The sequence below is a fragment of the Agromyces sp. GL_144 genome (assembly GCF_057834305.1).
Map to the genome: position 1 here is coordinate 4,223,564 of NZ_CM174399.1, position 19,829 is coordinate 4,243,392.

Here is a 19,829-nt window from a genome sequence, read left to right on the forward strand (position 1 = left end):
TCTCCAGGGCATCGTGAACGTCGATCGCTCGTTGATGCCCTGGCAGCTGCTCCAGGGACGTGGACTCCGATGGACTCCGCGTGGCGATCAGCGTAGATCGGGTCGCCGCGCGCGTCAAGGCTTTTCTGCTCTGCGGAAGGAAGATTTCAATTCCGCGGACGGATGTCTCGGATTGCCTGCTGTGTCACGAGCCGTTCTCCACCACAATGGAGTCCATGACGCGTGCGGATGCCGCTGGGGATTCGGCGCAGCCCTTCCGGGTGTCCTTCGTGTGCACCGGCAACATCTGCCGATCCCCGATGGCCGAGGCCGTGCTGCGCTCGCTCGCCGAACGTGCGGGCCTCGCCGACCGGCTCGCCATCGAGTCCGCGGCGACCGGCGACTGGCACGTGGGGGAGCAGGCCGACCGGCGAACCCTCGCCGCACTCGAACGCGCCGGCTACGACGCGTCGAAGCACCGCGCGCGCCAGTTCGACCCTGGCGACTTCGCCGCGCTCGACCTCGTGGTCGCGTTCGACCGCGGCCAGGCGCGGATCCTGCGCAACTGGGCGCCCTCGACCGTCGAGCAGCAGAACGTGCGCCTGCTCCTCGAATTCGACGTCGAACTCGCCCCGCTGCAGGACGTGCCGGACCCCTACTACTCCGACGCTGCGGCGTTCGACCGAGTTCTTGGGATGATAGAGCAGGCGACCAAGGCGCTCTTCCGCCAACTCGCTCCCGCTCTCAGACAAGGAACACGATGACCACGCTGCCTCCCCAGCCGCTCAGCCCGCTCGACGGACGGTACCGCTCGGCCGTCGGCACCCTCGGCGAGCACCTCTCCGAAGCCGGCCTCAACCGCGCCCGCGTGCACGTCGAGATCGAGTGGCTCATCGCGCAGACCGACCTCGGCTTCTTCGGCACCTCGCCGCTCTCCGACGACCAGAAGGCGTCGCTCCGCCGCGTCGTCACCGACTTCGGCCAGCCCGACATCGACGAGCTCGCCTCGCTCGAGGCGACCACCCGCCACGACGTGAAGGCCGTCGAGTACTACGTGCGCCGCCGTCTCTCCGACCTCGGCCTCGACCACCTCGCCGAGCTCACGCATTTCGCCTGCACGAGCGAAGACATCAACAACCTCTCCTACGCCGTCACCGTTCGCGACGCCGTGCAGCAGGTCTGGCTGCCGAAGTACCGCGCGGTCATCGACGCCATCGCCGACCTCGCCCGCCAGCACCGCGACGACTCGATGCTCTCGCGCACGCACGGTCAGCCGGCGACGCCCACGACCATGGGCAAAGAACTGGCGGTCTTCGCCCACCGCCTCTCCCGCATCGCGACGCAGATCGAGGCGACCGAGTACCTCGGCAAGTTCTCGGGGGCGACGGGCACGTTCTCGGCTCATGTGGTCGCGGCTCCGGATGTCTCATGGCCCGACGTGTCGCGTGAGTTCGTCGAGTCGCTCGGCCTGGCGTGGAACCCGCTCACGACGCAGATCGAGTCGCATGACTGGCAGGCGGAGCTCTACGGCAAGGTCTCGCACGCGAACCGCGTGCTGCACAACCTCGCGACCGACATCTGGACCTACATCTCGCTCGGCATCTTCCGTCAGACCCCCGTCGCCGGCGCGACCGGCTCGTCGACCATGCCGCACAAGGTCAACCCGATCCGCTTCGAGAACGCCGAGGCGAACCTCGAGCTCTCCAGCGCCGTGCTCGACTCGCTCGCCGCGACGCTCGTGACGTCGCGCCTGCAGCGCGACCTCACCGACTCGAGCGCGCAGCGCAACATCGGCGTCGGCTTCGGGCACTCGATGCTCGCGCTCGACAACATCCAGCGCGGCCTCGGCGAGATCGACCTCGACCTCGCAGTGCTCGCGGCCGACCTCGACGGCAACTGGGAGGTGCTCGGCGAGGCGATCCAGACGGTCATCCGCGCCGAGGTCGCCGCCGGCCGTTCGTCGATCGCCGACCCGTACGCGCTGCTCAAGGAGCTGACGCGCGGCAAGCGCGTCGGCGCCGACGAGCTCGCCGAGTTCGTCAACGGCCTCGAGATCGGCGACGCCGCGAAGCAGCGCCTGCTCGCGCTCACCCCGCAGTCCTACACGGGCCTCGCCTCGGAGCTCGTCGACCGCCTCTGAGGCGCGGGCCCTCCCCGACGGTCCGCCCTTCTCGTTCCGGGGGTCACTTTCGGACACGTCCACGCTCGAATCGCCTGCGCGATGTCCGAATGCGACCCCCGGAACGGCGCGCGCGGCGGCGGGTCAGTGGCCCTTCGGAGCCTCAGGCAGGTCGGGGTCCGGTGCGTCGGGCGTCTCGCCGTCGATCGGGCGCTCGGCCGCGGCATCCGCGATGCCAGACGTGCCGGGTGCAGCACCGGATGCGCCCGCCGCGCCGGAAGCACCCGCGGTGCCGTCGAGCTCAGCGGTCTCGGCCGCGTCGGGCTTGAAGGTCATCGCGATGAGCGCGAGCACCATGAGCACGACGATGAACACGCCGCCGGTGCCGATGGCGGCGAGCACGATGTCGCGCGTGGCGACCAGCGCCACGATGCCCACGAAGAGCGCGGCGATCGCGGCGCCGCCGACGTATTCGACCGGGCGCAGCAGTTCTCGGCGGCTCGGCTGGTAGTCGCCGCTCGGCTTGGTCACTGGTGTTGCTCCGATTCTGCCGCCTTGGCCTCAGCCGCCGCAGCCCACTTCGACGAGAACCCGCCGATGACGAGGTACACGCCCAGGATCACGAGGTACGCGCCGATGAACCCGACCGTCGTGACCGCATCCGGCGGCAGCAGCAGGAACACGATCGCGAGGATCGCCGTGAACGCGCCCGCCGCGATCCAGTCGCGCGCGGCCGAGGTGCGACCGCGCCCGCGGAGGCCGGCGTAGAGCTCGACGAAACCGGTGACGGCCGCCCAGACGCTCACGAGGAAGAGGAGGAACGGCAGGCCGCCACCGGGCACGGTCAAGGCGAGCAGGCCGGCCACGACCGTGACGACCGCATTCACCGCGAAGAGCGAGCGGATGCCGCGATCGGTGATGAACCGCAGCGAGAGCGCCCCGACGACCAGGCCGGACACGACCGCCCAGGCGCCGAACGTCAGCAGGCCGAGCGTCGCGGAATGGTCTTGAGAGAACGTGATGACGGCGGCCGGGATGAGTGCGAGGAGTCCGCGCACGATCGGAACGACCCAGTACTGGGGGCGCTCCGGGGCGGAATCGCGGGCGGTGGCCACGGCGACCTCTTTCACGTCGGAGGGGGATACCGATCCATCCTACGCGTCGGCTCGCGCCGATCCTGTGAGCACGCAGGGGCCGGCGACCCTCACAGCGCGCGCAGGATGTCCTCGACCCGGTCCTTCGCGTCGCCGAAGAGCATCTGCGTGTTCTCGCGCGTGAACAGGGGGTTCGCGACCCCGGCGTAGCCGGCCGCCATCGAGCGCTTGAACACGATGACGTTCGACGCCTCCCAGACGCGCAGCACGGGCATGCCGGCGATCGGGCTGCCCGGGTCCTCGGCCGCGGCCGGGTTCACCGTGTCGTTGGCGCCGATCACGAGCACGACCGAGGTGCCGGCGAAGTCCTCGTTGATCTCGTCCATCTCCTCGACGATGTCGTACGGCACCTTCGCCTCGGCGAGCAGCACGTTCATGTGCCCTGGCAGGCGACCGGCGACCGGGTGGATGCCGAAGCGCACGTCGACGCCGCGTTCGCGGAGCTTCGCGCTGAGGTCGGCGACCGGGTGCTGGGCCTGCGCGACGGCCATGCCGTAGCCCGGCGTGATGATCACGCTCGTGGCGTCGCGCAGCAGCGCCGCGGCATCCGTCGCCGTGATCTCGTGGATCTCGCCCTGCTCCTCGGTCGACGAGGCGCTCGGCGCCGCGATGCCGAACCCGCCCGCGATGACCGAGATGAACGACCGGTTCATGGCCTTGCACATGATGTATGAGAGGTACGCACCCGACGAGCCGACGAGCGCGCCGGTCACGATGAGCAGGTCGTTGTTCAGCAGGAAGCCCGCCGCGGCCGCCGCCCAGCCCGAGTAGCTGTTCAGCATCGAGATGACGACGGGCATGTCGCCGCCGCCGATCGACGCGACGAGGTGCCAGCCGAGCGCGAGGGCGAGCGCGGTCACGACCACGAGCAGCCACAGCTCGGGCGTGATGACGTACCAGACGGTCAGCACGACGAACGCGACGAGCGCTCCGAGGTTCAGCACGTTCTTGCCGGGCAGCATGAGCGGCGCCGACTTCATGCGGGCCGAGAGCTTGAGGAACGCGACGATCGAGCCCGTGAAGGTCACGGCGCCGATGAAGACGCCGATGAAGACCTCGGCGTGGTGGATGTCGAGCAGCGCTCCGGTCATGCCGGTCTCCTCGAGCGCACCGTTCCATCCGACGAGCACGGCGGCGAGGCCGACGAAGCTGTGCAGCAGCGCGATGAGCTCGGGCATGCCGGTCATCTCGACGACGCGGGCGCGCCAGAGTCCGATCGCGCCTCCGATGACGACGGATGCCGCGAGCAGGCTGAGTCCGAGCGTCGCCTGCGGCGACCCCCAGGCGTCGGAGACGACGACGCCCATGGTCGCGACGAGGGCGATGGCCATGCCGGCGATGCCGTAGCCGACACCGGCCTTCGCGGTTTCATGACGGCTCAGGCCGGCGAGGCTCAGGATGAACAGCAGCGCGGCGACGATGTAGGCGGCTCCGGCGATCGACGCGGGCGTCAGCAGGGCAGAGGTTTCGGGCACGTTCGGGTCTCCTCGGGTTCAGCGCGTCGCGGTCAGTTGCCGGGCCGGTCGACCGAAGCGGCCGGGCCTGCGGCGGAACCGGCGGCGGCCGGGCCTCGCGAGAACATCGCGAGCATGCGTCGGGTCACGGCGAATCCGCCGAAGATGTTGATGCTGGCCAGCAGCACGGCGACGGCGGCGAGCACCTGCACCACGGGCACGTCGCTCGTGATCTGCAGCATCGCGCCGACGATGATGATGCCCGAGATGGCGTTGGTCACGCTCATGAGCGGCGTGTGCAGCGCATGCGCGACCTTGCCGATCACGTAGAAGCCGACGACGACCGAGAGCACGAGCACCGTGAAGTGCTGGGGCAGCGGCGGCGGCGCCACCGCGTTCACCGCGAAGAGCGCGGCGATGCCCACCGCGATGAGCAACACCTTCTTGACCGGTGTCATCGGTTGCTTCGCCGGCTTCACGGCCGCCGCTGCTGCAGAGGGGGCGGATGCCGCCGGCGCGGCCGAGACCTGCACGGGCGGGGGCGGCCAGGTGACCGCTCCGCCTCTTGCGACGGTCACCGAGCGCTGCACGACGTCGTCGAAGTCGAGCACGAGCTCGCCGTCCTTCGCGGGCGTCAGCAGCTTCAGCAGGTTCACGACGTTCGTGCCGTAGAGCTGCGAGGCCTGCGTCGGCAGGCGCGACGCGAGGTCCGTGTAGCCGAGGATCACGACGCCGTTCGGCGTCACGATGCGCTCGCCCGCGACGGAACCCGCGACGTTGCCGCCCTGGCCGGCCGCCATGTCCACGATGACGCTGCCCGAGCGCATGCTCGCGACATCCGCCGCCGTGATGAGCTTGGGCGCCGGTCGACCGGGGATGAGCGCGGTGGTGATGACGATGTCGACGTCGGCCGCCTGCTCCGAGTAGATCTCGGCGGCGCGCCGGTCGTAGTCTTCGCTCGTGGCCTTGGCGTAGCCGTCGGTCGACTGCATCTGCTCGGCGACCTCGACCTTGAGGTACTCGCCGCCGATGGACTTCACCTGGTCGGCGACCTCGGGCCGCGGGTCGGTCGCGCGCACGATGGCCCCGAGGCTGGATGCCGCCCCGATCGCTGCGAGTCCGGCGACGCCCGCGCCGGCGACGAGCACCTTGGCCGGGGGCACCTTGCCTGCGGCCGTCACCTGGCCGGTGAAGAAGCGGCCGAACTCGTGCGCCGCCTCGACGACCGCGCGATAGCCGGCGATGTTCGCCATCGAGCTCAGCACGTCCATCGACTGCGCGCGCGAGATGCGGGGCACGGCGTCCATCGCGAGCGCCGTCACGCCGCGCTCGGCGAGCGCCTGCAGCAGCTCGGGCTTGAACGCGGGGGCCAGCAGCCCGATGAACGTCGCACCGGGGGCGAACGCCTGGATCTCGGCCTCGGTCGGCGCGTTGACCTTGAGCACGACCTCGCACGCGATCGCCTCGGCGCCGGACTCGATCGACGCCCCGGCCGCGCGGTACGCCTCGTCGGGGAACGACGAGCGCAGCCCGGCCCCGGCCTCGACGACGACCTCGTAGCCGAGCGCGATCAGCTGCTGCACGGTCGCGGGGGTCGCGGCGACCCTGGACTCGGGGGCCTGCTCGGTCACGATCCCGATACGGGACATGCGGTGCTCCTTCACGACGACGCGTCCGCTGGGGCGGCTCTCGGGTTGGACACCGTCGAGCCGCGCGGGGAACGCGCGTCGTGCTGCGACGGTGCTGCTCGCACCACCATAGGGCACGATTTCTTTCTCAGAGCGAAAGTTACGTTTCGGCCTGTGGAAGTCATGATCAATGGCTGTCGGTGCGCGACCCCCTCAGCGTAGGTCGCGCACCCCGCGCAGGGAAGGACTTGCGCCCTCGCCGGCGCGAAGGATCTCTCGTTCTTTCACCGAACGGAACTCTGCGGCCGGCGAGCGGCGGGCTGCATGCGGCGGCCCGCCGACCGCCTGGCATCACTCGATCGCGTCGTCGGTCCGCGCCCGCACCGTCGTGTCGCCGCGCGCGGGGATCAGGCCGAAGTCGGTCAGCAGTTCTCCCATCTGCGTGTTGTCGAGCTTGTCGAGCACGCGACCCTTGACGAAATTCGGTCCGGGGATGTGCACGGCCTCGCCATCGGCCAGGCGATTGGTGGCCTTGAGCAGCCACCGGATGTCGTACGTCGAGTTGAAGACCTCCGGCACTCCGCGCTCGACGCCCAGCAGTTGGTACGCGGCCTCCATGCCCGTGCGCACGGAGTACTCGGTCGTGAAGATCGTGTCGCGCGTCGTCTCGGCGAACTGGCCGAGGAACGCGAAGTTCACGGCGCCCTCCGGCACGACGTGCGGACGATCTCCGGCCCTCCGCGGCATGAAGAACGAGTCGATGTAGGGCATCATGACGGGCACTGCGCTGGCGGCGTTCGCGGCGAGCTCGGGGATGTCGCCCACGGGTACTCCCATGTGGAACAACCACTCCTGCGTGATCTCCTCGCCGGTGCACTCCTGCATCGTCTTCTTCACGTAGTCGCCCGGCACGTCGGAGAACAGCGAGTAGAACCACACCACGATCTCATCGGGCGACTGGTTCTTGAAGTGCGGCTGACGGTTGACGGTCCAGCTGAGCAGCCAACTCGAGTCCTTCGCGGTGACGATGCCCCCCGTGACGACCTTGCCGCTGAACGGGTCGCGCTGCGCGATCTTCTCGATGTAGGCGGGGATGCGCTTGTCGAGCGTCGTGATCGTGGCGGACTCCCACTTGGTCTCGGAGAAGCTCCCGGCGAAGACGTCCGGGTGCCCGAACGCCGCATCCTTCGCGGCGATCCTGCGCCACAGGTCCCATGCGGGTGCGGGCCCCGTGTTGAGCACGGCCGGCGTGTGGTGGTCGCCCTCGTCGGAATTCTCGGTGAGCGAGCCGATCGTGGCGAGCACGAGGTCGTTCTCACCGAGGTCGACGCCGCCTTCGCCGTGCTCGTCGACCCAGTGGATGCGGGTCGCCTGCTTGCGATCGGCCGTGATCTCGAAGTCGATGTCGGTGACCGTGGTCGAGAACCGGAAGGTGACGCCCTGGTCGAGCAGCCACCGGTACATCGGCAGCACGAGCGACTCGTACTGGTTGTACTTGGTGAACTTCAGCGCCGAGAGGTCGGGCAGTCCGCCGATGTGGTGGATGAAGCGGTGCAGGTAGAGCTTCATCTCGAGCGCCGAGTGCCACTCCTCGAACGCGAACATCGTGCGCCAGTACAGCCAGAAGTTGCTCGCGAGGAAGTCTTCTCCGAAGACATCCGTGATGCGCTTGCCCTCCACCTGCTCGCGGGTCGCCATGATGATGTTCACGATGTCCTTCTGCGCCTTGGCGCTCAACGTGAACAACTTGTCGGTGTGGGCGTCCTGCCCCTGCTTCTCGGTGACCCGGCACAGCGAGTAGTTCGGGTCGTCCTTGTTGAGCCAGTAGAACTCGTCGAGCACGCTCGCGCCCTCGATCTCGATCGAGGGGATGGTGCGGAAGAGGTCCCACAGGCATTCCATGTGGTCCTCCATCTCGCGACCACCGCGGATGACGAAGCCTTTCTTCGGCTTCCTGATGCCGTCGAGTGCGCCACCCGGCAGGTGCAGCTCCTCGAGGATCGTGATCTTCTCGCCGGGCAACTGCCCGTCGCGGATCATGAAGACCGCCGACGACATCGACGCGAGCCCCGCCCCGACGAACCAGGCCGACTTCTCGTCGACGCCCTCTGGCTTGCGCGGCCTCGCGAACGCCTCGTAGTTGCCCGTGCTGTAGTACATGCATCTCCCCCCGGATCGTCGCACTGCGACGGCGCGCAGCACCCGACTTCGACGCTAGCGAGCGGATGCCTCGAGCGCACCCCCTCGTCGGTGCACGTCCGTGCGAACTTCCCGTGTTGTTCGCGGACACGGTCGTGTCCGCCGGCGTCCGATGATCGAGCGCGGCGTTCTAGTATCGGACGCATGACGGCGGACACCCCGAGAGCGCAGACCGGCTCGCAGACGCTGAGCCGCGGCATCCGCCTGCTCGAGATCCTCGCGGGCGCCGAGCGCAACCTGACGATCGACGAGCTCGCCGCCGAGCTGGGGGTGCACCGCTCGGTCGCGTACCGCCTGCTGCGCACGCTCGAGGACCACGGGCTCGTCTCGCGCGATTCCGCCGGGCGCGTCACGCTCGGCACGGGGCTCGCGGCGCTCGCGTCGGGCGTCGCCCGCGACCTGCAGCAGGTCGCGCTGCCCGAGCTGACGGATGTCGCGAACGAGCTCGGCATGACCTGCCTGCTCGCCGTGCAGGTCGACGCCGACGAGGCGGCCACGCTCGTGAGCGCGGCGCCCCGGCAGAGCATGGCGGTCGTCTCGTACCGGCCGGGCCATCGGCATCCGCTCACGCGCGGCGGGCCGGGCAAGGCGATCCTGGCGAGCCTGCCCGAAGCTGCGTGGCCGGATGCCGCGACCGACGCCCTGCGCACGGAGATCGCCGTGACCACCCAGCGGGGTTACGCGGTGAGTCATGACGAGGTCGTGCCCTCGCTGCGGTCGGTCGCCGTGCCACTCACGCTGCCGGGCCAGCCGGCCGCGTCGATCGCGGTGATCCACGTGTCGTTCGCGCAGCCCGAGGCCGAGATCGCCGCGCGCCTGACGGCGGCCGCCGCCTCGATCGCACGCGCCTACGGCGCCTGACGCCCGCCGCCCACGGCGCGCACCCATCGAAGTGCCCGGGGCGTGAGCGCGAGCACCTGCGACGAGTGCGCGCGAAAATGCACCGCGCGCTCGTCGCATTCGCTCGCGCTCGACGGCGCCCGCAGCCGCGGCCCGAACGAGGCGGCAGCCGGGTCAGCGCGGCAGCAGCGCGCCCCGGAAGAACTCCGCGAGCTCGGACGTGGCCGACAGCGGCAGCACCTGCGCGACGTAGTGGTCGGGGCGCACGACCACGACGACGCCGTCACGTGAGAGGCCGCGCTCCTCGAAGATGTCGGCTGCCGGGTCGGGCGCGTAGACCTTCTCGTAGTCGGTGAGGCCGAACGGCCCGGTCGCCGGCAGGAACACGCGCGGCACGCGGCCGAGGTCGACCTCGAGATGCGGCTGCTGGTAGACGACCTTGACGTCGAACACGTCGTCGAAACCGGCGCCGGCCGGCACGTGCACGGCGAGGGGCGAGTCGGGCGAGGAGGCGAGCCAGGTCGCCCATGCGGCGAGCGCCGAGCCCGAGGCATCCGTCGTCGCCGTCGCCGAGTCGGCGAACGCGTAGATGCGCCACCGTCCGTCGGCCCGGTGGTGGTGGCCGAGCTGCACGGGGTTGCCGTCGCAGACCCGCTCGACGGGCGCCGACTTGAAGCGCTTGCCGACCGGGAAGCCGCTCGCGAGCGCCTGGTCCTGCTGCGAGCCGATGATCATCGACGGCTCGTACTGCGTCATGAAGCCGGCCGGGAACTCGAAGGTGCGCACGTAGAAGTCCTCGAGTTCCGCGGGGTCGCCGAGGTCTTCGGGCTTCGTCGCCATGAGCCGGGACCACTCGCGGTCGAAGGCGATGAGCTCGGCCGCGACGACATGCCGTTCAGCATGGTAGGTCTCGAGCAGCGCCGCGTCGGCGCGGCCGTCGAGCACATGCCCGAGCTTCCAGCCGATGTTCCAGCCGTCCTGCATCGAGACGTTCATGCCCTGGCCGGCCTTGGCGCTGTGGGTGTGGCAGGCGTCGCCGGTGATGAACACCCGCGGCGTGCGAGTGCCCTGCTCCTCGAGCGGCACGTCGTCGAAGCGGTCGGTGACGCGGTGGCCGACCTCGTACACCGAGTGCCACGGCACGTTGCGCACGTCGAGCGAGTACGGGTGCAGGATGTCGTTCGCCTTCGCGATGACCTGCTCGAGCGTCGTCTTGCGCACGGCCCCGTTGTCGTCGGCGGCGACTTCGCCGAGGTCGACGTACATGCGGAACAGCTGCCCGCCCTCGCGCGGGATGAGCAGGATGTTGCCCGCCTCGGACTGGATCGAGCACTTCGTGCGGATGTCGGGGAAGTCGGTGACGGCGAGCGTGTCCATGACGCCCCAGGCGTGGAAGGACTGCGCGCCGACGTGCTGCGCGCCGATCGACTCGCGCACCTTGCTGCGCGCGCCGTCGGCACCGACCACGTACTTGGCCCGCACCGTGCGGCGCTCGCCCGTGAGCTCTCCATCGAGGGATGCCGCGTGCGAGGCATCCCCCGCGCCGAAACCGACGCCGACGGCCCGTTCGAGCGTGACGGTGACGGGGTACTCGGGCAGCTCCCCGTCGGGGCCCGGCTGCGCGACCTCGAGGCCGACGAACTCCCACCCGTAGTCGGGCGCGAGGCGGCCGGGGGAGTTGCGGGCGTACTCCGCGAAGTAGTCGAGCACGCGGGCCTGGTTCACGATGAGGTGCGGGAACTCGCTGATGCCGCTCGGATCGTCGGGGGTGACGGCCGCGCGGTGGATGTTCGCGTGGTTCTCGGGGTCGGGCTTCCAGAAGGCCATCTCGGTGATGCGGTACGCCTCGGCGATGATGCGCTCGGCGAATCCGAACGCCTGGAACGTCTCGACGCTGCGCGCCTGGATGCCGTCGGCCTGGCCGATCTCGAGCCGGCCTCCGCGTCGCTCGACCAGCCGCGTCGTGACCGTCGGGAACTGCGCGAGCTGCGCCGCGGCGACCATGCCGGCCGGGCCCGATCCGACGATGAGCACGTCGACCTCGTCGGGCAGCTCGTCGGGGCGGTCGATGCCGACTCCGGCCGCGGGCTCGATGCGCGGGTCTCCGGAGACGTACCCGTAATGGTGGAACTGCACGGTCTTCCTCACTTCGTCGTGGGTCGCTCTGCGGCGTCGGTCGTTCTGCAGCGCGTGAACGCCTGGTCTCGGCATCCGCTCGTTCTATAAACGAACGACACGTTCTTATATCGCTCAGCCAGTGTATGTCGCTCGTGAGGGTGCGACAAGCACCGGGCCAGGCGGCGGGCGTCAGTGTGCGGAATGCCCGAGGTGACCGTGCTCGCCGTGCTCGTGCTCGTGCTCGCCGTGCAGGTCGTCGTGCTCGTGCTCGTCGTCGCCTTCGAGCAGCATGCCGACGGAGGTCGCGCAGGCGTCGCCGCGCCAGGCGTCGATGCCCTCGCGCACGGCGAAGACGACGATCGCGAGCCCGGCGACGGAGTCGGCCCACCACCAGCCGAGCAGGCTGTTGGCGACCAGGCCGACGAGCACGGCAGCAGACAGGTAGGTGCAGATGAGGGTCTGCTTCGAGTCCGCGACGGCGGTGGCCGACCCGAGCTCGCGGCCCGTGCGGCGCTCGAGGAGCGACAGGAACGGCATGATCACGACGCTGAGCGCGGTGATCACGATGCCGAGCGTCGAGTGCTCGACCTCGACCCTCGTGAGCAGGGCGAGCAGCGACGTCGCCGTGACGTAGGCGGCGAGCGCGAAGAACGCGACCGCGATCACGCGCAGCGTGCCCCGCTCCCATCGCTCGGGCTGCCGACGCGTGAACTGCCAGGCCACCGCAGCGGCCGAGAGCACCTCGATCGTGGAGTCGAGGCCGAAGCCGATGAGGGCCGCGGAGGATGCCGCGGCGCCGGCCGAGATGGCCACGATCGCCTCGACGAGGTTGTAGGCGATGGTCGCCCCGACGATCCAGCGGATGCGTCGGTGCAGCGTCGCTCGTCGCCCGTCGGAGATCGACGCGGTGTCGGCGGTCATGCACAGGTGCAGCCGTCGCCGGCGCAGCAGTCGGGCTCGACGACGAGCGTCACGCGGAGCAGTTCGTCGAGCGCGGGGGCGAGGTGCGCGTCGGCGAGGCGGTACCAGGATCGGCGCCCGTCGGGCATCGCCTCGACGAGTCCGCACCCGCGCAGGCAGGCGAGCTGGTTCGACATCACCTGCCGCGAGACCCCGAGCGCCTCGGCGAGGTCGGAGGGATACGCCGGCGCCTCGCGCAGCGCCAGCAGCACGCCGACGCGCGTCGGGTCGGAGAGGGCGTGCCCGAAGCGGGCCAGCGCGGCCGTGTGCGTGACGGAGGCGGTCGAGTTTCGCATGTGAAAACAGTACATGGTTTGCTGAATTCACGGAACTCTGTCATGCCTCGAACACTAGCCTCGACATGTCGGAGCGGAAAGGCCGGCCCGACGCCGTCGAGAGGACCGACATGCCCGCTGCGCTCATCGAGGTGCGCCGACCGTATTCGGAGGCCCAAGAGGTCGCCATCATCGATGCGGTGCACGCCGCCCTGGTCGCGGCGTTCCGCATCCCGCCTGACGACAAGGACGTGCGACTCATCGCGCACGCACCCCATCGATTCGCCTGCTCGCCCGACACACCGCAGCCCGAGTACCGCACCATCGTGACGATCGACTGCTTCGCGGGCCGGTCGGCCGCGGCCAAGCGCGCGCTCTACGCCGAGATCGCCGACCGCCTCGAGGCCGTCGGCATTCCGCGCGGACACGTCACGACGATCGTCCACGACATCCCGACCGAGAGCTGGGGGCTCTCCAGCGGGGTCGCGGCGGCGGACGCAGACCTCGGGTTCGACGTGAACGTCTGATCCGGCAGGGCGCCGACCACGACGAAGCCGCCCGCCTCCCGAGAGGGAAGCGGGCGGCATCCGCGTTGCTCCAACGGTTGCTCCGGCGGTCGGGTCGACCGACACGAGCAGTACCTCAGCGGAACTTGCGGCGGTAGATCGAGACCGCCCAGACGTACGCGACGAGCAGGATGCCCACGAGCCACGCGAGCGCGACCCAGATGTCGCCGCCCACCGGCTGGCCGGCGAAGAGCGCCCGCAGCGTGTCGACGATCGAGGTCACCGGCTGGTTCTCGGCGAACCAGGCGACCGGGGCCGGCATCGAGTCGGTGGGCACGAACGCCGAGCTGATGAACGGCAGGAAGATCAGCGGGTAGCTGAACGCGCTCGCCCCGTCGACGGTCTTCGCCGACAGCCCGGCGACCACGGCGAGCCAGGTCAGCGCGAGGGTGAACAGTGCGAGGATCCCGGCCGCGGCGAGCCATCCGCCGACGGATGCACCGGTGCGGAAGCCCATGATCAGCGCGACGCCGACCACGATCGCGACCGACACCAGGTTCGCCACGAGCGAGGTGAGCACATGCGCCCAGAGCACGCTCGACCTCGCGATCGGCATGGACTGGAAGCGTTCGAAGATGCCGCCCTGCAGGTCGAGGAACAGGCGGTACGAGGTGTACGCGACGCCCGACGCGATCGTGATGAGCAGGATGCCCGGGAGCATGTAGTCGATGTACGACGCGTTCGACCCCGTGCTGATCGCCCCGCCGAGAACGTAGACGAACAGCAGCATCAGGGCGATCGGCGTGACCGCCGTGGTGATGATCGTGTCGGGGCTGCGCAGGATGTGGGTCAGCGAGCGGCCGGTCAGGGCGCGCGTGTCGCTGAGGACGTGGGTGGTCATCGTGCACTCCTCTCATGCGAAGCGGATGCTCCGGAGCCGGCCCCGCTCGCGACGTCGGCCGTGCCCGCGGCATCCATCTCGCCGGTCGCGCCGCTCGCGACGTCGGCCGGGTCCGCCCCGCCCGTCTCGCCGACGAGCGCGAGGAAGACCTCCTCGAGCGAGGGCTGCTTCTCGACGTACTCGACCTTCGCGACCGGCAGGAGCCGCTTGAGCTCGGCGAGGGTGCCGTTCTGGATGATCGTGCCGCGATGCAGGATCGCGATGCGGTCGGCGAGCTGCTCCGCCTCGTCGAGGTACTGGGTGGTCAGCAGCACGGTCGTGCCGCCGTCGGCGAGCTGCTTCACCGTCTGCCACACCTCGATGCGCGCCTGCGGGTCGAGTCCGGTCGTCGGCTCGTCGAGGAAGACGACCGGCGGGTCGCCGATCAGGCTCATCGCGATGTCGAGCCGGCGGCGCATGCCGCCCGAGTACGTGCCGGCCCTGCGGCCGCCCGCCTCGGTGAGCGAGAACCGCGCGAGCAGGTCGTCGGCGATGCCGCCGGGGTTCTTCAGGTGCCGCAGCCTCGCGACCAGCACGAGGTTCTCGCGCCCGGTGAGCACCTCGTCGACGGCGGCGAACTGGCCGGTGAGGCTGATCGACTCGCGCACCTCGTCCGGCTGGGCGACGACATCGAATCCGTGCACCGTCGCCGCACCGGCATCCGCCTTCATCAGGGTGGAGAGGATGCGCACCAGCGTGGTCTTGCCGGCGCCGTTCGAGCCGAGCAGCGCGAAGATGCCACCCCGCTCGACCTCGAAGTCGACGCCTCGGAGCACCTGCAGATCGTTGAACGACTTCTCGATTCCGCGGACGCGGATGGCGGGTTCGGCCACCCCTACGGCGGGTTCGGTGGTCATCGCGGCTCACCCCTCTCGGCATCGTCGACCGCCTTCGTCAGGCGGGCGCGCTCCTTGTCGATCCACTGCTTGCCGGTGTACGCCGCGGCGAACGCCTCGGCGAACTCGACCGGATCCTGGCCGACGATGTCGCGCACCGGCGTGCCGTCGACGGCCGCGCGCTCCCAGAGGTCGGCCGCGTCGCCGAGCATCGCGACGAGCGTGTCGCCGTCGGTGATGCCGCTCGCATACATGAGGTACCGGTCGACCGCCTTGGCGACGGTGAGGTACGGCTCGGGCAGGGCGTCGATGCGGGCCCGGTACTGCTTGTACTGCTTCTTCTGCTCGAGCGATCCGGTGAGGGTCTCGATCCACTTGGCGGCCATGTCAGGCTCCTTCGTTCTGGTTCTCGGTGTCATTGGTGTCATCGGTGTCGGTGCCGTCGATCTGCTGACGCAGGTGCTCGATGCGCTCGGCGAGGAAGCTCCACGTGCCCCAGAACTCGTCGAGCACCTCGGCGCCCTGCGCGTTGAGCGAGTACACCTTGCGCGGCGGACCCTTCTCGGACGGAACCTTCTCGACGTCGACGAGGCCGCGCTGCTCGATGCGCACGAGCAGGGCGTAGACGGTGCCCTCGGCGATGTCGGTGAAGCCCTGGTCGCGCAGCCGGGCCGTGATGTCGTATCCGTATGCCGGCTGCACGGCCAGGATCGCGAGCACGATGCCCTCGAGCGTGCCCTTCAGCATCTCGGTGCTCTGCTTGCCCATGGACCCCTCCTTTACTACTCGGTATCGCTGACTACTGGTACATAGTAAGCACGAGTACCGGTAGATAGCAACACTGAATAGTGAATCGGATGTCGCGGCGCGACGCGGGGCGAGCGGATGCCCCGTGGCGGGCACGCTGCCGAGCGGATGCCTCGTGCGCGGTGCAGTGGCGACCGTGTCGGCGCACAGCGCTAACGTCGCCCCATGCGAAACCTCACGGTCTGCAACTTCGTCACGGTCGACGGACGGTACGAAGACGACGAACACGACATCGTCTCGTTCTTCGAGCACCAGCATCCCGACTACCACCTGGCCGATTCGTTCGACCACTACACGACGAGCCTGCTCGCCGAGGCCGGCACCGTGCTGCTCTCGGGTCGCCGGTCTTCGCTGGGCCAGCTCTCCTACTGGGCGGGCGTCCGCGGCGACCCTGCCGCGACCGAGATCAGGCGCCGGTTCGCCGAGCTCTTCGAGCGGGTCGAGAAGGTCGTCGTCTCCGACACCATCACCGCCGAAGACCTCGCGCCCTACCCGAACACGCGCATCGTCGCCGTCGCCGATGCGCGCGCCGAGGTCGCCGCGCTCAAGCAGGGCGAGGGCCGCGACATCCTGATCCTGCTCGGCCGAATCCTCTGGAACGACCTGATGCAGGCCGGGCTCGTCGACGAACTGCATCTCGTCACGTTCCCGCTGATCGGCGGCGGGGGAGTGCCGCTGTTCGACGCGCGGCCGCCCGTGGCGCTGAAGCTCCTCGACACCCGCGCCTGGCCCGAGTCGGGCAACGTGCTCATGCGCTGGCGCGTCGATCGCGCGTAGGCCGCGCCGCCCGCCACCGCCGCTCGGTCATCTGCACCTGAACATCGGGTCCGAGGCATCCGCTCGGCCGCCTCGATCTCGGCCGATGTCGAGGTGTTCGCGCTGCGAGCTCAGCGCCCGCTCATGAAGCGCCTCGCCGCGATGATCGCGGCCAATCCTGCGCCGAGCGCGGACACCAGGGGCACGGCCGCGACGATCAGGGCGATGGTGTTGGGCCTGAACTTCAGGCCATCGGGGCCGCCGATGTACGCGCCGATCGGCACCGAGTAGCCACCGCCGCCACCGCCGCTTCCGTCGCCCTTGCCTGCCGGGGTCTTCTCGGTCGCCGCCATGTCGCCCGAACCCTCACCCCCGCCGAAGCCGAATGCCACGAGCGCGACGGGCACGAGTTCCCGCCCGTCGACCGTGGTCTTCTCGCCGTATGCCACCTTCGCGCCCCACGCGGGCACCGATTCCGCCAGGTTCTCGATGAGCTTCGCCATGGCTCGACGCTACGCGCGATCGTCACGCGCGGCTAGACCTGAAGGTCGCTCATCTCGGCGACCACGAGGCATCCGCGGGCCGTTCAGTCCCGCTTCGCGTAGCGCCGCGATGCCAGGGGCGCGAAGACCGCGATCAGCGCGATCGACCACACGACCGTGGTGAGCACCGGATGCGCGAGCGGCAGCGGCCCATCGGGAACGGTTCCGTTGCCGAAGAGGTCTCGCACCGCGGTGATCGCCGCGCTGAACGGACTCCACTCGGCGACCTCGCGAATGACGGGGGGCATCGTCTCGGTGGGCACGAATGCATTGGAGAGCATCACGAGCCCGAAGATCGGTGCGGAGAGCTGCTGGACGATCTCCACGTTCCGGATCACGAGCCCCAGGAAGATCCCGACCCAGCTCAGCGCGTATCCGAAGAACAGCAGCAGCACGAACGCGGCGGCGGCCGACACGACATCGGAGTGGATGCGCCAACCGACGATGACGCCGAGGCCGGCCATGACGGCGAGCGAGAGGAGGGAGAGGATCGACTGACTCCCGGCCTGGCCGAACGGCACGGCGATGCGCTGCATGGGAAGCGACCGGAAGCGTTCGGTGACGCCGTTCTGCACGTCGAGGGCTGCGGAGCCCGCGGCCATGATGAGTCCGGTTCCCGCGATGAGCACGAATGCCGCGGGCACGAGTGCCTCCCGATAGGCGGCCGCATCGCCACCGCCGGCCAAGGCTCCGCCGAAGACGTAGCCGAAGAGCAGCACCATGCTGATCGGACCCACCAGATTGGCCGCGACGAGCGCCGGATTGCGTCGGAGCGCGAGCAGGTTCCGGTAGACGATGGTCGTGCCGTCGGCGAAGGGGGTTCGCCTTCGCGGCACGATCGACGAGGTCCTCGGCGTGCTCGCGGCTTCGGTCGCCGGGTCGGTCGCCGCAGGGGTCTGGCGGGTCATCCGCGGGCTCCTTCTTCTGTGAGGGCGAGGTATGCCTGGTCCAAGGTGGGTTCGTGCAGGCCGATGTCGGCGACGCGGACCCCGGCGCTGACCAGGCCGTCGAGGAGCGCGGGCAGCGTCAGTGATCCCGCCTGGACCAGGCCGGAGATCGTAGGCGCCTCGAGCGTGGAGTCGACGGTGACGTCTCGCACGCCGATCTGCTCGAGCAGGGCGGATGCCACTTCGGCCGGCGCCTCCTCTTCGAGGACCACCGTGAGCCGCACCCCGATGCGCTCCTTGAGTGATCGGGGCGTGCCGTCGGCGACGACCCGGCCCGCGTCGAGCAGGACCACGCGCTGCGCGAGCTGGTCGGCCTCGTCGAGGTACTGGGTCGTGAGGAAGACGGTGGTCCCGCGTCCGGCGAGTTCCCTCACCGTGGCCCAGATAACGTTGCGGCTCCGCGGATCGAGACCCGTCGTGGGCTCGTCGAGGAACAGCACGGACGGTCGCAGGATGAGGCTGGCGAGGATGTCGAGGCGCCGCCGCATGCCACCGGAGTAGGTGCTGACCGGGCGGGCGGATGCCTCGGCGAGCGCGTACCTCTCGAGGAGTTCGTCTGCGCGAACCCGGGCGGCAGCTCCGGAGAGCCCGCAGAGCCTGCCGAAGACGATGAGGTTCTCCCGCCCGCTGAGCCGCTGATCGAGCGTGGTCTGCTGCGCCGTGACGCCGATCGCGGCACGCGCCCGTTTCGGGTCCGCGACGACGTCGATGCCGCCGAGGAAGACCCGCCCGGTCGTGGGCGCGGCCAACGTCGAGAGCACGCGGACGAGCGTCGACTTGCCCGACCCGTTGGCTCCGAGCAGGCCGAACACGGAGCCCTGCTCGACTTCGAGGTCGATTCCCCGCAGGGCCATGACCGCCTGGGGGCCTCTGCCGTAGGTCTTCGTCAGGCCCTCCACGGCGATGACCGGCGGTGACGTCGGGTACATGCGACTCCTTCAGCGATCAGTGTTCGCGGTACCTGCACCATATACTGGGAACACTGATCGCAGCAAATTGATCCGACATGCAGAGTGAGCGTGATGCGAATGACGCACGAGGTCATCTGGAGCCGAGACCGGCAGGCGCGCAAGGGCCCGCGCCCCGCGCACACCCTCGACGACATCGCGCGCGCCGCCATCGCGCTCGGCGACGCGAACGGCATCGAGGCCGTCTCGATCCGCTCGGTGGCCACCGAGCTCGGCGCCGGCGCCGCCTCCCTCTACCGGTACATCGAACGCAAAGACGACCTCTACGACCTCATGGTCGATGCCGTCGCCGCCGAGTACGCGCTGCCGAGCGCACCGTCGGGCGATTGGCGCGCGGACCTCGCCCTCATCGCCGGTCGCGTCCGTGGCGTCTACGGCCGGCATCGCTGGTGCGCGGAACTCGCGCCCCACGCATCATGGGGACCGAACACGCTGGACTACATGGAGTTCTTCCTCGCCGCGCTCGAGCCGACCGGGCTCGAGGCGCAGGAGAAGATCGAGTTCATCGGTCTCATGAACGCCTGGCTCGCCACCTTCGCCCGACTCGAGCAGCAGCCCGCAGACGCCGACGCCGCAGCTCGACTCCGGCATTTCGCCTCGATCGCCGCCGACCAGCATCGACCTCACCTCGCCCACGCGATCACGGCGCTCATGCAGTCGGACCCCACCGAGTCGAGTCCTGATCGGCTCTTCGAGCGGGGCCTCGACCGGCTCATCCGCGGTATTCGCCGTTGATGGGCGGCGCTGCCCGGGGCCGATTACAGGTCGACTGACGAACAGTCGGCCTGGCGGGCCGCCCTC

General features: G+C 69.7%; 21 protein-coding genes. 6 read left to right on the forward strand and 15 right to left on the reverse strand.

The annotated features are described in order from the left end of the window. Positions 1–215 precede the first annotated feature (215 nt). Complete coding sequence (locus AC3IPY_RS19420; RefSeq protein ID WP_489188374.1) at positions 216–743, forward strand: low molecular weight protein-tyrosine-phosphatase; 528 nt, start codon at positions 216–218, stop codon at positions 741–743. Next, the gene (purB, locus tag AC3IPY_RS19425; RefSeq protein ID WP_489185921.1) at positions 740–2,119 is read left to right on the forward strand and encodes an adenylosuccinate lyase; all 1,380 of its coding nucleotides are present in this window, start codon (positions 740–742) and stop codon (positions 2,117–2,119) included. Before AC3IPY_RS19420 ends, purB begins: the two co-directional genes overlap by 4 nt. 123 nt (positions 2,120–2,242) lie before the next feature. On the opposite strand, the gene AC3IPY_RS19430 is transcribed toward purB, so the two are convergent. The 5 genes from AC3IPY_RS19430 to AC3IPY_RS19450 form a co-directional block, all read right to left on the reverse strand. Then, a complete protein-coding gene (locus AC3IPY_RS19430) occupies positions 2,243–2,629 on the reverse strand; it encodes a hypothetical protein (RefSeq protein WP_489185922.1) in 387 nt (128 codons plus the stop codon). Then, entirely contained in the window at positions 2,626–3,213 is a 588-nt protein-coding gene (locus AC3IPY_RS19435) for a DUF308 domain-containing protein (protein WP_489185923.1), read from the reverse strand. The genes AC3IPY_RS19430 and AC3IPY_RS19435 overlap by 4 nt, the downstream gene beginning before the upstream one ends. 89 nt (positions 3,214–3,302) lie before the next feature. Continuing rightward, on the reverse strand, positions 3,303–4,727 hold the full coding sequence (pntB, locus tag AC3IPY_RS19440) for a Re/Si-specific NAD(P)(+) transhydrogenase subunit beta (protein ID WP_489185924.1): 1,425 nt from the start codon (positions 4,725–4,727) through the stop codon (positions 3,303–3,305). 32 nt (positions 4,728–4,759) lie between these two features. Beyond that, on the reverse strand, positions 4,760–6,355 hold the full coding sequence (locus AC3IPY_RS19445; protein ID WP_489185925.1) for a Re/Si-specific NAD(P)(+) transhydrogenase subunit alpha: 1,596 nt from the start codon (positions 6,353–6,355) through the stop codon (positions 4,760–4,762). 330 nt (positions 6,356–6,685) lie between these two features. After that, entirely contained in the window at positions 6,686–8,494 is a 1,809-nt protein-coding gene (locus tag AC3IPY_RS19450; protein WP_489185926.1) for an oleate hydratase, read from the reverse strand. Between the two features lie 183 nt (positions 8,495–8,677). Here AC3IPY_RS19450 and AC3IPY_RS19455 point away from each other — a divergent pair, with 183 nt between their 5' ends. Then, positions 8,678–9,394 carry an IclR family transcriptional regulator gene (locus AC3IPY_RS19455; RefSeq protein ID WP_489185927.1) on the forward strand — a complete coding sequence of 239 codons (717 nt, stop codon included), beginning with the start codon at positions 8,678–8,680 and terminating at the stop codon, positions 9,392–9,394. Between the two features lie 153 nt (positions 9,395–9,547). On the opposite strand, the gene AC3IPY_RS19460 is transcribed toward AC3IPY_RS19455, so the two are convergent. The 3 genes from AC3IPY_RS19460 to AC3IPY_RS19470 form a co-directional block, all read right to left on the reverse strand. Continuing rightward, complete coding sequence (locus AC3IPY_RS19460) at positions 9,548–11,509, reverse strand: FAD-binding monooxygenase (RefSeq protein WP_489185928.1); 1,962 nt, start codon at positions 11,507–11,509, stop codon at positions 9,548–9,550. Between the two features lie 171 nt (positions 11,510–11,680). Then, on the reverse strand, positions 11,681–12,412 hold the full coding sequence (locus AC3IPY_RS19465; protein ID WP_489185929.1) for a cation efflux transmembrane domain-containing protein: 732 nt from the start codon (positions 12,410–12,412) through the stop codon (positions 11,681–11,683). Beyond that, positions 12,409–12,747 (reverse strand): ArsR/SmtB family transcription factor, encoded by a 339-nt coding sequence (locus AC3IPY_RS19470; protein WP_489185930.1) that lies wholly within the window; start codon positions 12,745–12,747, stop codon positions 12,409–12,411. Before AC3IPY_RS19470 ends, AC3IPY_RS19465 begins: the two co-directional genes overlap by 4 nt. Before the next feature lie 65 nt (positions 12,748–12,812). Between AC3IPY_RS19470 and AC3IPY_RS19475 the strand changes: the two genes are divergently transcribed. Further along, complete coding sequence (locus tag AC3IPY_RS19475) at positions 12,813–13,253, forward strand: tautomerase family protein (RefSeq protein WP_489185931.1); 441 nt, start codon at positions 12,813–12,815, stop codon at positions 13,251–13,253. Between the two features lie 115 nt (positions 13,254–13,368). Here the strand turns inward: AC3IPY_RS19475 and AC3IPY_RS19480 are convergent, their stop codons facing one another. Genes AC3IPY_RS19480 through AC3IPY_RS19495 form a run of 4 tightly spaced genes read right to left on the reverse strand, consistent with a single transcriptional unit; the run spans position 13,369 to position 15,776 of the window. Beyond that, positions 13,369–14,133, reverse strand: a complete 765-nt coding sequence (locus tag AC3IPY_RS19480) for an ABC transporter permease (protein ID WP_489185932.1) — start codon at positions 14,131–14,133, stop codon at positions 13,369–13,371. Next, on the reverse strand, positions 14,130–15,029 hold the full coding sequence (locus tag AC3IPY_RS19485) for an ABC transporter ATP-binding protein (RefSeq protein ID WP_489185933.1): 900 nt from the start codon (positions 15,027–15,029) through the stop codon (positions 14,130–14,132). Before AC3IPY_RS19485 ends, AC3IPY_RS19480 begins: the two co-directional genes overlap by 4 nt. Then, a complete protein-coding gene (locus AC3IPY_RS19490; protein WP_489185934.1) occupies positions 15,026–15,394 on the reverse strand; it encodes a DUF1048 domain-containing protein in 369 nt (122 codons plus the stop codon). Before AC3IPY_RS19490 ends, AC3IPY_RS19485 begins: the two co-directional genes overlap by 4 nt. Position 15,395: 1 nt before the next feature. Then, complete coding sequence (locus tag AC3IPY_RS19495; RefSeq protein WP_489185935.1) at positions 15,396–15,776, reverse strand: PadR family transcriptional regulator; 381 nt, start codon at positions 15,774–15,776, stop codon at positions 15,396–15,398. A gap of 204 nt (positions 15,777–15,980) precedes the next feature. On the opposite strand from AC3IPY_RS19495, the gene AC3IPY_RS19500 reads away from it, so the two are divergent. Beyond that, positions 15,981–16,592 (forward strand): dihydrofolate reductase family protein, encoded by a 612-nt coding sequence (locus AC3IPY_RS19500; RefSeq protein ID WP_489185936.1) that lies wholly within the window; start codon positions 15,981–15,983, stop codon positions 16,590–16,592. 110 nt (positions 16,593–16,702) lie between these two features. Here AC3IPY_RS19500 and AC3IPY_RS19505 read toward each other — a convergent pair whose 3' ends face one another. From AC3IPY_RS19505 to AC3IPY_RS19515, 3 genes are all read right to left on the reverse strand, one after another. After that, positions 16,703–17,074: a hypothetical protein gene (locus AC3IPY_RS19505; RefSeq protein WP_489185937.1), complete on the reverse strand. Its 372-nt coding sequence runs from the start codon at positions 17,072–17,074 to the stop codon at positions 16,703–16,705. 83 nt (positions 17,075–17,157) lie between these two features. Then, positions 17,158–18,021, reverse strand: a complete 864-nt coding sequence (locus tag AC3IPY_RS19510; RefSeq protein ID WP_489185938.1) for an ABC transporter permease — start codon at positions 18,019–18,021, stop codon at positions 17,158–17,160. Further along, positions 18,018–18,989 (reverse strand): ATP-binding cassette domain-containing protein, encoded by a 972-nt coding sequence (locus AC3IPY_RS19515; RefSeq protein WP_489185939.1) that lies wholly within the window; start codon positions 18,987–18,989, stop codon positions 18,018–18,020. Before AC3IPY_RS19515 ends, AC3IPY_RS19510 begins: the two co-directional genes overlap by 4 nt. Positions 18,990–19,088: 99 nt before the next feature. Here AC3IPY_RS19515 and AC3IPY_RS19520 point away from each other — a divergent pair, with 99 nt between their 5' ends. Continuing rightward, the gene (locus AC3IPY_RS19520) at positions 19,089–19,763 is read left to right on the forward strand and encodes a TetR/AcrR family transcriptional regulator (protein WP_489185940.1); all 675 of its coding nucleotides are present in this window, start codon (positions 19,089–19,091) and stop codon (positions 19,761–19,763) included. Positions 19,764–19,829: the final 66 nt, after the last annotated feature.